The organism is Rahnella sp. BIGb0236 (genome assembly GCF_004364755.1).
Lineage (GTDB): Bacteria > Pseudomonadota > Gammaproteobacteria > Enterobacterales > Enterobacteriaceae > Rahnella > Rahnella victoriana.
In genome coordinates this window covers 576,628-590,021 of record NZ_SOAO01000003.1, presented here as the reverse complement: position 1 = coordinate 590,021, position 13,394 = coordinate 576,628, and the positions used below count along the sequence as shown (strand labels likewise).

General features: G+C 55.5%; 15 protein-coding genes. 8 read left to right on the top strand and 7 right to left on the bottom strand.

Annotation, left to right across the window (positions count from 1 at the left end; translation table 11 throughout):
• Nucleotides 1-5: 5 nt before the first annotated feature.
• From EDF78_RS09520 to EDF78_RS09505, 4 genes are all read right to left on the bottom strand, one after another.
• Complete coding sequence (locus EDF78_RS09520) at nt 6-1,115, bottom strand: endonuclease/exonuclease/phosphatase family protein (RefSeq protein WP_133822981.1); 1,110 nt, start codon at nt 1,113-1,115, stop codon at nt 6-8.
• Between the two features lie 130 nt (nt 1,116-1,245).
• Complete coding sequence (gene eptB, locus EDF78_RS09515; RefSeq protein ID WP_133822980.1) at nt 1,246-2,922, bottom strand: kdo(2)-lipid A phosphoethanolamine 7''-transferase; 1,677 nt, start codon at nt 2,920-2,922, stop codon at nt 1,246-1,248.
• A gap of 233 nt (nt 2,923-3,155) precedes the next feature.
• Complete coding sequence (locus EDF78_RS09510) at nt 3,156-4,592, bottom strand: heavy metal sensor histidine kinase (protein ID WP_229921063.1); 1,437 nt, start codon at nt 4,590-4,592, stop codon at nt 3,156-3,158.
• Nucleotides 4,585-5,259, bottom strand: a complete 675-nt coding sequence (locus EDF78_RS09505) for a heavy metal response regulator transcription factor (protein ID WP_095922722.1) — start codon at nt 5,257-5,259, stop codon at nt 4,585-4,587. Before EDF78_RS09505 ends, EDF78_RS09510 begins: the two co-directional genes overlap by 8 nt.
• A gap of 212 nt (nt 5,260-5,471) precedes the next feature.
• On the opposite strand from EDF78_RS09505, the gene EDF78_RS09500 reads away from it, so the two are divergent.
• The 3 genes from EDF78_RS09500 to EDF78_RS09490 are packed head-to-tail and all read left to right on the top strand — an operon-like array spanning nt 5,472 to nt 7,519.
• Complete coding sequence (locus tag EDF78_RS09500) at nt 5,472-6,095, top strand: hypothetical protein (RefSeq protein ID WP_095922723.1); 624 nt, start codon at nt 5,472-5,474, stop codon at nt 6,093-6,095.
• A gap of 25 nt (nt 6,096-6,120) precedes the next feature.
• Complete coding sequence (locus EDF78_RS09495; RefSeq protein ID WP_133822979.1) at nt 6,121-6,762, top strand: cytochrome b/b6 domain-containing protein; 642 nt, start codon at nt 6,121-6,123, stop codon at nt 6,760-6,762.
• A complete protein-coding gene (locus EDF78_RS09490) occupies nt 6,755-7,519 on the top strand; it encodes a molybdopterin-dependent oxidoreductase (protein ID WP_119822182.1) in 765 nt (254 codons plus the stop codon). The genes EDF78_RS09495 and EDF78_RS09490 overlap by 8 nt, the downstream gene beginning before the upstream one ends.
• Here the strand turns inward: EDF78_RS09490 and EDF78_RS09485 are convergent.
• Genes EDF78_RS09485 through EDF78_RS09475 form a run of 3 tightly spaced genes read right to left on the bottom strand, consistent with a single transcriptional unit; the run spans nt 7,516 to nt 9,117 of the window.
• Entirely contained in the window at nt 7,516-7,989 is a 474-nt protein-coding gene (locus EDF78_RS09485) for a GNAT family N-acetyltransferase (RefSeq protein WP_243839436.1), read from the bottom strand. The genes EDF78_RS09490 and EDF78_RS09485 overlap by 4 nt on opposite strands.
• Nucleotides 7,986-8,522: a GNAT family N-acetyltransferase gene (locus EDF78_RS09480; protein ID WP_119822181.1), complete on the bottom strand. Its 537-nt coding sequence runs from the start codon at nt 8,520-8,522 to the stop codon at nt 7,986-7,988. The genes EDF78_RS09485 and EDF78_RS09480 overlap by 4 nt, the downstream gene beginning before the upstream one ends.
• 25 nt (nt 8,523-8,547) lie before the next feature.
• Nucleotides 8,548-9,117, bottom strand: coding sequence for an XRE family transcriptional regulator (locus EDF78_RS09475; RefSeq protein WP_119822180.1), 570 nt, complete (start codon nt 9,115-9,117; stop codon nt 8,548-8,550).
• Between the two features lie 184 nt (nt 9,118-9,301).
• Here EDF78_RS09475 and EDF78_RS09470 point away from each other — a divergent pair, with 184 nt between their 5' ends.
• Genes EDF78_RS09470 through EDF78_RS09450 form a run of 5 tightly spaced genes read left to right on the top strand, consistent with a single transcriptional unit; the run spans nt 9,302 to nt 13,394 of the window.
• Entirely contained in the window at nt 9,302-10,153 is an 852-nt protein-coding gene (locus EDF78_RS09470) for a MerR family transcriptional regulator (RefSeq protein ID WP_133822978.1), read from the top strand.
• Nucleotides 10,153-10,605 (top strand): nuclear transport factor 2 family protein, encoded by a 453-nt coding sequence (locus tag EDF78_RS09465; RefSeq protein ID WP_113877854.1) that lies wholly within the window; start codon nt 10,153-10,155, stop codon nt 10,603-10,605. The genes EDF78_RS09470 and EDF78_RS09465 overlap by 1 nt, the downstream gene beginning before the upstream one ends.
• Complete coding sequence (locus tag EDF78_RS09460) at nt 10,605-11,321, top strand: SDR family NAD(P)-dependent oxidoreductase (RefSeq protein ID WP_133822977.1); 717 nt, start codon at nt 10,605-10,607, stop codon at nt 11,319-11,321. The genes EDF78_RS09465 and EDF78_RS09460 overlap by 1 nt, the downstream gene beginning before the upstream one ends.
• Nucleotide 11,322: 1 nt before the next feature.
• Nucleotides 11,323-12,681: an FAD-dependent oxidoreductase gene (locus EDF78_RS09455; RefSeq protein WP_095922730.1), complete on the top strand. Its 1,359-nt coding sequence runs from the start codon at nt 11,323-11,325 to the stop codon at nt 12,679-12,681.
• Nucleotides 12,678-13,394 (top strand): DUF1365 domain-containing protein, encoded by a 717-nt coding sequence (locus tag EDF78_RS09450; RefSeq protein WP_131692990.1) that lies wholly within the window; start codon nt 12,678-12,680, stop codon nt 13,392-13,394. The genes EDF78_RS09455 and EDF78_RS09450 overlap by 4 nt, the downstream gene beginning before the upstream one ends.

The following is a 13,394-nucleotide window of genomic DNA, read 5'->3' as shown; positions in this document are numbered from 1 at the left end:
AATGATTATCCGCAGACCGGCATATTGAGTTTTTCCGCCCTGTGTACGTCAGTGCTTTTCACTCCGGCATTCGTCAGTTTTTCTTCCGCTTCTTCGAGATCTTCCTCTTCGATTTCCAGCGATTCCTGATCCTGCCCCTCACAAGGTGTCAGCGCCAGTTCGACCAGGATCGGGAAGTGATCTGAACCCATGAAACCGAGACGCCGCAGGTCAACCAGGGTGAAATCCTTGCTGTGGAACACGTGATCCAGCGGCCAGCGCAGGAACGGATAGCTGGCGTGAAAGGTGTTGTACATGCCACGGCCACGACGCGGATCCAGCAGGCCGCTGATTTTCATAAACAGACGCGTGGTGCGCGACCATGCCACATCGTTCAGGTCACCGGTCACGATGGTCGGATAACGCGCCTTAGCGGCAGTATGACCGACAGCGACCAGCTCGCCATCGCGGTCAGTGGATTCGTCGGCTTCCGTCGGGCTGGGCGGCATCGGGTGCAGACAGTGCAAAATCACCTGCTCACCGGATGGCAGTTCAGCGCGAAAATGCATGGAAGGAATATCGTCAGCCACCAGATACTGAATTTTCGCGGCGTGCATCGGCAGACGTGAATACACATGCATACCGTACAGATTTTCCAGCGGACAACGCAGGCTGTGCGGATAGTTGGCATCCAGTTCTGCCATCTGATCTTCCCACCACTGATCGGTTTCCAGCAGCACCAGAATATCCGGCTGGTATTGCCGGATCTGCGCCAGTAACTTTTCCGGCTTACGGTTGGTCATCAGCACGTTGCTGTTCATGATTTTGATGCGCGAATGACCGTCGGATACCGTTTTCTTCACCTGTTTCCGGTACAGGGGGGTATAAGGCAGGATCCACCAGGTCTGATACGCCATGCAGGCCACGGTCAGGATAATCACCGTGAAGGTAATGCCATCGCCGAACGGCATGATCGCCAGTTCTGTCAGCAGGAAAACCAGACACAGTGACGCCATCTGTAAGCGCGGAAAATCCCAGACACGCACCCACCAGCGCTGATTTCTAGAAAAGGGGAGCAGCGTCAGTAACGTCATGATGACCGTCAGGACACAGATTGTGATTCGGAGTGCTTGCATCGGTTATCGGCCCTGATAAAAAAGCAAAATTTAAATACCTTAAAGGCATGTTAACCGATTGTGACTTAAAACGCGGGGGATGTCGCCGCCCTCTTCATTGTTTAGAAAAAGGCGGCAGATTTAGCACAGATTATTTTGTTGCAGCGGCCTGATCATGCACATGGCACCAGTTGTGCTGCTCCACAATCCCGCCGTTTGGCGAGGTGTAACCGATACAGCCCAGAATAGTGTCATACAGTTTTTCGTGGAACGCCGGCGTCTTCGCCGCTGCCATTTTTTGCAGTTGTTCGAAGCTGGCTTTGTTCTGATCGTTAGCCAGGAATTTATCTGACGCCCAGACCATGATCGGCACCGTACGCTGTTCGATCGGCGCATGATCACGCGGTGTGCCGTGGAAATGCATGCTTTGAGAAATCGACTCGCCGTGATCTGAGGCGTAGAACACAATCGCGTTCTTATCCCGCAACTGGTCAAAGACCTGCGACAGGAAGTAATCGGTATACAACAGCGAGTTATCGTACGCGTTGATCATTTCCCCGGTGGAACAGGAATCATCAATGCCCATACATTCCGGCTTATATTTGGCAAAAGAACGCGGATAGCGGTCGGAATACAGGTAATGCGAGCCTTTGGTATGCAGGATTATCAGGTGCTTACCGTCCGGATGGTTATTCATCGAATCTTTCATTTCATCGATGAGCAACATGTCATCTACCGGCTTACCGGCGTTACGCTTTTCAGAGGCGATGTTTTCGCGCAGTGAATAATCATCCGCACGGGTTTTGTTATAGAACCAGGCTTCACTTTGCATGGAATATAACTCTGAACTCCAGCCGTTACTTTTCAGCACGGAGAAGACATTCATCTCTTTCAGGGTACGCTGCGGTTCTTCCGACGCCCCGCCTTCGCGGACAAACATACAACGCAGGGAAAGCTTGGTGGCGGTGTCACAGGAATAGCCCTGTAAAGCGACCAGATTCTTCTCTTTGTCGAGATTTGGCGTGTTGTCACGGTCGTAGCCGTACAGCCCCATATGGTCACGGCGGGCACTTTCACCGATCACAAACACCACGTACATGTCTTTGGCATCTGCCGGTGCGGTATAAGTGAAATGTTTGGCCGGATCGAACAGATTTTTAGTGTCTTCCGCCTGGCTGTAACTGCTGTAGGTGTAAAGACCTAACGCCGAAAGCCAGTTGGATGGCGAGTAGGTACCGGCAACGACGCCGCCATAACTGGCCATCATGCGGTTGTTCACGATGTCGTGGCGATCCTGCACCTTGCCCATCAGGCGCAACGGCATATAGCAGAGCAGGCCGGACACCGCGAGCAGCAAGGTTCTGACCGCCAGCTTTTTAACCGTGGTCTGTTTCAGCCCCGCGCCCGGCATTTTACTCAGCCACAGCAACAGAACCGGCAACAGGCTCACCAGTACGGTCCAGGCGATAAAGTGGGTGCCGACCGATTCTTTTGATAAATCAATGGAATCAGAAGCCAGAGCCGCCGCCAGGATGCCGTAACCGATATCGACGTTAAACAGGATCATGTAATAGCTGGCCGCTGCGGAAGAAATCACGATGGCGGTCATCAGCACGCGGAAAACGGTTTTTCCGGTATACGACAGCAACATACAGAGGAAATAGACCAGCGCGAAACATGCCACCATTTCGACAGCAATCGACAAGGCATTGTCATAATGCAGTTGCTGATAACGGCGGATGAAAATCGGAAGGTTTAGCAGAAGCCCGAGATAAAGTGCAATGAACAAAGAAATGCTTTGTTGCGAAAGTGAACGTAGTTTATGCATCAGAAATAAGTGGCTCTTTGGTGAGTCTGGTTGCGTCGTACAGACCGCTCGTACCGGAGGATGGAACCCACTCCTTAGGACTAATCAGACCCCGGGCCGCGTATTTTCGTTCAAACTGATTGGTTTCTTCCAATGTGATAATGTAACGAAATTAACGAATTTCTTATGATTCAACCACATAACACAGAAATATTTAGCCAATTCTTACGCAATTTTTCCCTCTCATTGAGGAACTATTGAGAAAACGTGTGATCAGCCGCCGGAAAAGAGAGCGTGAAACGCGTTTCCCCCTGCGCTGAACTTTCCACCGTCACACGGCCCTGATGCAGCGCCATAATGGCCTGAACAATGGATAAACCGAGACCGCTTGAACTGCCGCCTTCACTGCGCGAGGCATCCGCCCGGTAGAAACGATCGAACAGTTTGCCGAGCTTATCCGCCGGGATCGGATCGCCCTGACTGATCACATGAATATCCATACCGCGGGGATGCGGTTCGGCGCGCAACACGATGGCACTCCCCGCGCGGCCATAACGCACCGCGTTAGCCACCAGATTGCTGAGCGCGCGCTGGAACAAAATGGCATCGGCGTACAGCACGCCCGCCCCTTTACTGTCCAGCGTCATCTCGCGCTCCTCGGCCAGCCCCTCAAAATAGTCCTGAATGCGGGTCATTTCCGTGGACACATCTATGGCGGTAATGGTCAGAACAGACCGCGCGTCGGAGGCCCGCGCCAGAAACAGGATGTTTTCCACCATGCGCGAAATGCGCTCCAGCTCTTCCATATTGTTCGCCAGCAGCGTTTCGTATTCTTCCACCGTGCGTGGCTGATAAAGCGCCACCTGACAGTGCCCCATCAGCGCCCCCACGGGCGTGCGGATCTCATGCGCCAGATCGGCGGAAAACTGCGTCAGCCGCTGATAGCCTTCTGCCAGCCGGTCCAGCATGTCATTAAAGGAATAAATCAGTTGCTGCAATTCCTGCGGCGCTTTTGCTGCCGTCAGCCGCGTGGACAAACTGGCCGGATGGATCTGCGTTGCCTCATGCGCCATATGGCGCAGCGGCCGCAGTCCGCGGCGGATCACCAGATAGCCGAGTCCGGCAATCAGCAGATACGCGAACAGCACCGCGCCGATAATTTCCCAGCGGAAGGTCTGTAACAGGCGTGATTCTTCCGTCATGAAATGCGCACCGGTAATTTCAACCGTCCGCCCGTCTTCCATTTTTACCGCCGCGCGGGCAAAACGTACCGGCGTCCCGTCGGGCGCGGTCAGTTGATGCACAGTCTTCAGCGTCAGCGGCTGGCCGTCTGCCACCGCCGCGACCGGCGGCAAATCCAGCCGGGAGGGATTGACGTTGATCAGCGGTTTTTCATTGCTCAGCCCGAACGTCAGGATATCGCGTTCGTTCCCGAGCATATTTTCAAACAGCCCCGGATTGCGGCTCAGCTGCGACAGCGGGAATTCGTTCGCCAGCAGATGGCGGAAATACTGCACGCGTCCGCTGACCTGATAATCCGCGCGGCGCATCAGTTCTTTATCTATCGAGTAATAAAGATAAAACCCCACGGCACTGACCACCAGCGAGGCGATCAGCGCGAAAAGTAAGGTGGCGCGCAGGGTCAGCGACATGGCGCGTTCCGGGCGACCGGCAGACGGGCGATCAGTCATGGCGCACTTCGCAAACGTAGCCGATGCCACGTACGGTATGGATCAGTTTCACCTCAAAGGTGCGGTCAACTTTGGCGCGCAGACGCTTGATGGCGACGTCGACCACATTGGTATCGCTGTCGAAATTCATATCCCAGACCTGTGAGGCGATCATGGTGCGCGACAGCACTTCGCCTTCGCGGCGCATCAGCAATTGCAACAACATGAACTCTTTGTTGGTCAGCGCGATGGTCTGATCCTGACGCGTCACCCTGCGGCGCAGCACATCAAGATGCAGGTCGGCGACAGAATAGATATCCGGCTCCCGCGCTGCCGGACGGCGCAGCAAGGTGCGGATACGCAACACCAGCTCGGTGAAGGAGAACGGTTTAATCAGATAATCGTCAGCGCCCAGTTCCAGCCCGTGAATACGATCCTGCACTTCATCGCGTGCGGTCAGAAACAGCACCGGCACGTCGCTTTTTTTCCGCAGGACTTCCATCACCTGCCAGCCGTCCAGCCCCGGCAGCATCACGTCGAGGATCACCGTGTCGTAACCCTCTTCCAGCGCCAGAAACAACCCGTCGGCACCGTTACGCGCCAGATCCACGCTGTAACCGGCTTCCGTCAGCCCTTTTTTCAGGTAGTCGCCTGTACTGACATCATCTTCAATTACCAGTATTCGCATTCAGGCCCTCAGTGCCGCATGACCATTCACCTAAAGAATGATTCACCGGAAGTTTATCAGTTTCATCAGACACCTTTGATGACAATTTTGTCATCAATTTGTCATCAGCCAATCCCGGTTTATCGTCCACTCTTAAGGAAGTTATTCGTCACTGGCAGCTTCAGTGATTCACTTAACCTAATGAAATAACGCTGTAAAATGGAGATCTCATCATGAATACACCTACACGTCTCGCTGGTCTGTTACTGGGTTCCCTGCTGATGTGCAGCGGAATGTCCCCGGCCTTTGCCGCCGATAATGTGATTAAACCCACACGCGGAACCATTGATTCAGTTAATGACTCATCGGTACAAATCACTACCCGCCAGGGCGAAAAGCTCGACGTTAAGCTCACCGATCAGACCAAAATCAATGCGGTGACCAAAGGCGAAATCAGCGATATCAAAGCCGACAGCTTTATCGGGACAGCCGCCGTGCCACAAGCCAACGGCACACTGAAAGCGCTGGAAGTGCATGTCTTCGCGCCAAGCCTGCGCGGCAGCGGTGAAGGCTTCAATCCGTTTGAATCGCCGGACGGCAAAATCAACACCATGACCAACGGCACCGTCGGCAAGCTGGTGAACAGCAATGGCCGCACGCTGACCGTGAAATACCATGACGCCGAGAAAACCGTGGTCGTGCCGGACGATGTCCCGGTGGTTCTGCTGGCACCGGGCGACCGCAGCCTGCTGAAACCGGGCACAAAAATCGTGCTGTTTGCGATGAAAGATGACAAAGGTGCGCTGGTCGCACGGGGTATTGCCGCCGGTAAAGACGGCATCGCGCCACCGATGTAATCCGCTGCGTAACAGGAGATAACCCGTGAAACCTCAGCCTTCTTCACCACGTAAACGCCGGATCCATGCCTGGCCGGTCCGCATTTGTCACTGGATTAATGTGCTGGCCATGACCGGCATGGTGATGAGTGGCTGGGGCATTTATAACGCTGACCCGATTTTTGCGTTTACCTTCCCGCAAAACACCACGCTGGGCGGCTGGCTGGGCGGCAACATTGCCTGGCATCTGGCGGTGATGTGGCTGATGGCAGCCAACGCCGTGTTTTATCTGGTGTGGGGGATGTTCAGCGGGCATTTCCGGCGAGACTTTTTCCCCTTTACGCCGCGTAGCGTCTGGCGCGATACCGTTCGCGCACTGACCTTTACACTGCCGCACAAGCTGGGGCAGTACAACGCAGTACAAAAACTGATGTACAGCGGCGTGTTGTTGCTCGGTCTGTTACTGGTGCTGTCAGGATTATCCATCTGGAAACCGGTGCAGTTCAGCGGGCTGGTGTGGCTGTTTGGCGGCTTTGATATCGCCCGCTATGTGCACTTTTTCGCGATGAGCGGCGTGATGTTGTTCGTGGTGATCCACGTACTGATGGTGCTGCTGGTGCCGAAAACATTGGTGGCCATGCTGACCGGTGGCAAAAAAACAGTGACAGAGGAAAGCACGGATGAATGATAAATCACCGCGGCCAAAAATCATTATTGAACCGGACCAGCGCAAGCAACTGGTCAATATCCAGCGCCGCTTATTGCTGCGCTCCGGGCTGACATTAGGTGCCGTGTCGATGCTGACCGGCTGTAATTTGCAGGATGGCGATCAGGTCGACAAAGTGCTGTGGGCGATGTCGCGCTGGAATGACCGCGTGCAGGGCTGGCTGTTCAGCGGTCAGAAGCTGGCGCAAACCTACCGCGCAGATCAGATCACCACGCCGTTTCGTTTCAACGCCTATTATCCGGAATACAACGTGCCGGAAATCGATATTCCCAATTACCGGCTGGAAGTCTCGGGACTGGTGCAGAAAAAAGCATCATGGACACTGGAACAGCTCCGGCGCCTGCCGCAGGAAAGCCAGATCACCCGTCTGATTTGCATAGAGGGCTGGAGTGCCATCGGCCAGTGGAAAGGCGTGCCGCTGAAAACGTTTTTACAGCATGTCGGCGCGGATCTGACGGCAAAATATGTCGGTTTCAAATGTGACGACCGCTACTACTCCAGCATTGATATGGCGACGGCATTGCATCCGCAAACCATTCTGGCGCTGGAATTCGGCGATAAGCCTCTGCCCCCGGATTTCGGCTATCCGCTACGCCTGCGGATGCCCACCAAGCTGGGCTTCAAAAACGCCAAACACATCGGCGCGATTTTCGTCACCAACGAAAACCCGGGCGGCTACTGGGAAGATCAGGGCTATAACTGGTTTAGCGGGATTTAGTCTTCGGGGGAAACGCAAAAAAGCACTTTCCCCAGACACACGGCTTCCGGTCTGCCGCGATATCTGCCGTAATTATCGATTTCCGTATAACCCCGCTTGCGATAGAAACCTACCGCGTTCAGGTTTACCCGACGGGTTTCCAGCCATAACGCCTGATAGCCTGAGGCCGCGGCCTGCGCTTCGAGAAATGCCAGAATCGCACTGCCCAGTCCCGGATGTCCGGGCGTTGCGTACATCCTTTTAAGCTCACAAGTGTCATGTTGCAGCGGCCGGATTGCGCCGCATCCGACGGCATTTCCGCGGCTGTCACGGGCGATCACAAAACACGCCCCGGCCTCCTGCATATCATCTACGGAAAACGATGAACGCCCGCTGTCGCCGGTGATGGCCGCCAGCGTCTGCGAAAGCGCATCCAGCAATTGTGCGGCATCCGGCGTACCGACAGCCTCCGGCGCAATCCGCCAGTTCACACCAGCACCTTATACATCACACTGGTGGACTCCAGCATGCCTTCCGTTGACATCGCATAGTGCGGGATTGTGCCGCTCAGCGTGAAGCCCTGATCGTGGTACAGCGTTTGCGCCGGGCTGCCGGTGACGGTGTCCAGCACCAGCATGGTTTTGCCCTCTTGACGTGCCAGCGTTTCCACGGCGTCCATCAGTTTGCGGGCGATCCCTTTGCGGCGTCCGTCGGGATGCACCATCAGTTTCACCACATCACCGCGATGAATGCCGTTGGCGGGCTGATCGACCACCAACTGTACGGTGCCGATAATTTTCCCTTCATACCGCGCCACCAGCAGCCGTTTTTCGCCACGCTCAAACGCCGGTAACAGTTTTTGCCAGAACGCCTGCGCCTGTACAAAACCAAAAGGCAGGATGAATCCGATACTCGCGCCAAGCGCCACCGACTGCATCAGCGTTTCGGCCAGCGCGTCCAGATCTTCCGCTGGCAGTACGCCGCCCTGCACTTCACTGATCACCACTTCATTGCTGTTTTGCATAGGAATAAACCTTTTTTGTCAGAGATTAAGGACGTGAAATGACGACGGCGTAACGCGCATCTTGCGGGCCGGGTACGTGGAAGGAGGAGGTACCATGAAGATGAAAACGCAGGCAGTCGCCCGGTTCCAGCCGGTAGCCGCGGCCGTTAAGGGTGAATTCCAGCACACCGTCCAGCATCCAGATATGCTGCTCAAGGCCCTCTACCGGCGGTGCGTCGTAGGTGATCGTGGCACCGGCTTTCAGGACGCCGGAAATCAGTTCAGCGCGAAAACCGGGGGCGGGAGCAGAAACCGAACGGCGCTCGAAGCCGGTTTCGCGGTCATGCCACACCGGCTGTTGTGAGGCGCGGATCAGCTCCGGCGGATTGTCTTCCAGCGCCATCAGCAGGCGCGATGTGGTCAGCCCGTACGCCGCACTGAGTTTGCCAAGCAGCGATGCCGTCGGGCTGGTTTCTGCCCGCTCCACCCGCGAGAGCGTGGCGCGGCTGATGCCGGTCAGCTGCGCCAGTTGTTCCAGCGACCAGCCCCGGCTCACCCGCAATTCTGCCAGCCTTTCCGCCAGCCGCAGATCCTGACTCTCCTGCCCTTCTTCCATCATCTTCCCCTTGATGCGTTAAATCTCAATATCGGGAAATTATCTCTTATATGGGAATTGCGCAAGTTAAAATGATGTGAGCGAAAAGTTTTTGTTAAGTTGTACAAAAATAATAAAGTTGTACAACTTTGCGAACTGGCGCTAGAGTTATCTCATAAGTGTTCTGAATATTTTGGATTCAACTATGTCTCTTTACAGCATCGGCGAAGTCGCCCGTATTTGTGGAATCAATCCGGTCACTCTGCGCGCCTGGCAGCGGCGTTACGGGTTGCTGAAACCCCAGCGCACGGAAGGCGGTCACCGTCTGTTTAATGATGACGACCTTGATACCATTCGCACTATTTTGGGCTGGATTAATCGCGGGATACCTGTTGGTCAGGTGAAATCCCTGCTCGAAGGCAAAGTGGATGCACTGCCGGGCGGCTGGTCGCAGTCAGAACACAGTTTGCTGACCGCATTGCAGGATGGCCGCAGCAATAAAGTCCGTCAGTTGATGACGGAACTCGGTCGTGAATATCCGGCGGCATCTTTTGTGAATAATGTGCTCAGACCCTTGCGCTCGCGCCTCAGTGCAGGTGATACGCGCCTGCTGATGTTACGCAGCCAGCTTGACGGCCTGATCATCGAACACGCGGCGATGTGCATGGGTGCCGCCCGTAAACGTCCCGGCAATCCGGCGACGCTGGTGGGCTGGGGACATCTGGACAGCACCGAGCTATGGCTGGAAGCCATTGTGCGCTGCGAGGAAGGAATGCAGATCGACATCATGCCGGTCCCGCTCGATGACCCGCATCTTGAAAATCTCAGTGGTTCGCAAATCCTGTTATGGGCTGAAGGCAAACTGACGCAAATTCAGCGCCAGCGCCTGCTGAACTGGGTTGAACAGGGCCTGTCGATACTTCTTCTGGGCAGTGCTTCCCTGCTGCTTGGCTCACAAGACAGCGAAGACGAAAACGATAATGTCGAAAGTCTTCACGGTGAAGGCATCCCTCCGGTTCTGCAGATAGTGCCAGTGCGTAATGGAAGGAAAAAATAATGATCAAACATTTTCCTGAACCCGCGATCCCCGCTGATGTTCTGACCCGGCTTTGCGAATTTTACAGCCATCTGGATGTGAGCCAGCTGCCGCAGCTTTCGCGTATTTATCATCCGCATGTGGTGTTCATTGATCCGGTGTCGCATTACGACGGCGTAGATGCTCTCGAACGCTATTTCGCACAGTTGCTCAAAAAAGTGAATTACTGCCGCTTTGACATTCAGCCTCCGCTGACCAGTGGCGCTGAAGCGTCGCTGTTCTGGCGGATGGAGTTTTCGCATCCGGCACTGAAAAAAGGTCAGGCTATGTTCCTCAATGGCGCCAGCCATCTGCGCCTGTCAGATAACCGGATTGCTTATCAGCGCGATTATTACGATCTCGGTGCGATGTTGTATGAGCATGTTCCGGTGCTCGGCGGCGCTGTCCGCGCGGTTAAAGCAAGGTTGAAATAATGCGCCGCGTCCTGATCACCGGTGCCAGTTCGGGTATCGGAAAACAGCTGGCTCAGGACTATGCCGCAGAAGGCTGGGAAGTTATCGCCTGCGGACGCGACGGCGAAAAGCTCACGGCAGTGGCCGCCGCCAGCCCGCTGATCGTGCCGTTATCTTTTGATATCACCGATTTAGCCGCCACCCGCAAGGCGCTGGGCGGTGTACAGGCTGATATCGTGATCCTCTGTGCAGGCACCTGCGAATATCTCGACAACGGCGTCGTCGATGCCGAAAAAGTCGCGCGGGTGATGAACACTAATTTCAACGGCCCGGTCAATTGCCTCGATGCCCTGCTCCCCGGCCTGGCGCCCGGCAGCCGGGTGGCGCTGGTCGGTTCCGTCGCCTGGCTGCTGCCGTTTTCACGCAGTGAAGCGTACGGCGCGTCCAAAGCCGCGCTGGCCTTTTTTGCCCGTTCACTGGCGGTGGATCTGGCAAAACGTCAGATCCACGTTTCACTGATCCAGCCCGGATTTGTCGAAACGCCGCTCACCTCGCGCAATGATTTCGCGATGCCGATGATCGTGACCGCCGCACAGGCGTCAAAACACATCCGGAAAAAACTGGCGCAGGGTGCCAGCGAAATTGCCTTTCCCCCGCTCTTTGTCGGTTTTCTCAAGGTGGCTTCGTGGCTGCCCGTCAGTGTGCAAAAATGGTTATGCCGGAAAATGGTGAAATAAAATGACAACAAAAGTGGCCATCGTCGGGAGTGGAATTTCAGGGCTGAGCTGCGCGTGGTTGCTGGCAAAAAGCCAGCCCGACTGCGAGATCACGGTGTTCGAAGCCTCGGCCACCTTAGGCGGACACACCGCCACGCAGGATGTGATTTCCGACGGCAAAGAGTACGTCATCGATACCGGTTTTATTGTTTATAACTCACGCACCTACCCGCATTTTATTGCCCTGCTCAAAGAGCTGGGCATCGAAGGCCAGCCGACGGAAATGAGTTTTTCCGTGCGCAATCCGGCCAGCAAACTGGAATACAACGGCCACTCGCTCAACAGCCTGTTTGCCCAGCGCCGTAATCTGTTCAGGCCGGGGTTCTGGCGGTTTATTTTCGAGATCCTGCGCTTTAACAAACTGTGCAAAGCGCGCCTGCTTAACCCGCATAACGACGAAGACACGCTGGCCGATCTGCTCGATCAAAACGGTTTTACGCCGTTCTTCGCCCTGCATTACGTGCTGCCGATGGGCGCGGCGATCTGGTCTTCGTCGCTGAGCGATATGGCGAATTTCCCGCTGTCGATGTTTCTGCGTTTCTTCAATAATCATGGGCTGCTGGAGGTGAGTAACCGCCCGCAGTGGATGGTGGTGCCCGGCGGTTCGCGGGAATATATCCGCCGGATGCAGGAAAAACTGCCGTCCCGCGTCAGGCTGCTGACCGGTACGCCGGTCAGTCAGGTGGTGCGTACGCCGTGCGGCGTGACGTTGCATTCGGCGCGTGGCGAAGAGCATTTTGATCAGATTGTTTTCGCCTGCCATTCCGATCAGGCGCTGGCGATCCTCGGTGACAACGCCACCACTGACGAACGGAGCATTCTCGGTGCGCTGCCGTATCAGAGTAACGACGTGATTTTGCATACCGACACCCATCTGCTGCCACGGGAAAAACGCGCCTGGGCGAGCTGGAATTATCAGTTGCCGAATTCGCTGCATCTGGCGGCGCGTGCGGATATGCGCGACAGCAATCCGTCGCACCGCCGCCGCGCCAGCGTGACCTATAACATGAATATTTTGCAGGGACTGGATGCGCCGCAGACGTTCTGTGTGTCGCTCAATCCGCTGACGCCGGTCGACGAAAGCAAAATCCTGTTCCGCACCACCTACAGGCACCCGGTGCTCAATCTGGCCAGCCATCATGCACAACAGGAACGCTACCGCATCAACGGTCATCACCGCACCTGGTTCTGCGGCGCGTACTGGTACAACGGCTTTCACGAAGATGGCGTCAACAGCGCGCGTGACGTGGTGGAACAGCTTAATCAGCAGCTTTTCAGTGTGCAGTTGCAGCATGAGCAGGAAAAGCGGGAGGCGTCATGAACAGCCAGTTGTATGTCGGCACGGTACGACATCGCCGCTTTACGCCGGTTGAGCACCGTTTCGATTACGATATTTTCATGCCGCTGATTGATCTTGATGAGCTGGAACAGCTGCCCGCGCGGGGTATCAGGCTGGAAAAATTCTCCCCGGCCAGCTTTCGCCGCAAAGATTATCTTGGCGGTGGCGACATCAAAACCAAAGCGCAGGCACGGATCGCCGAACTGACCGGCGAACGCCCCGACGGGCGGGTGATGTTGTTATGCCAGCTGTGCTATTTCGGCTGCTATTTCAACCCGGTTAACTTCTACTATCTTTATGATCAACAGGGTATTTTGCGCTGGATGCTGGCCGAAGTGCGCAACACCCCCTGGAATGAACGCCACACCTACGCCGTGCTCCCCGACGGCTCGCAACCTGTGCCGAAAGCCTTTCATGTGTCGCCCTTTAATCCGATGGACATGGTCTACCACTGGCGGCTGACGCCCCCGGGAAAGCAGTTACACATCACGATCGAAAATCACCGCAAAGAACGGGAATTCGATGCAGCCCTTTCACTGACAGCCCGCCCGCTGACCCGCGAGGCGCTGCGTCAGCAATTGTGGCGGCTGCCTGTCATGACCGCAAAAACCGCGCTGACGATCTACTGGCAGGCGCTGAAACTGTGGCTGAAACGGGCACCTGTTTATTCTCACCCTCCCGTTGATAAGGACTGA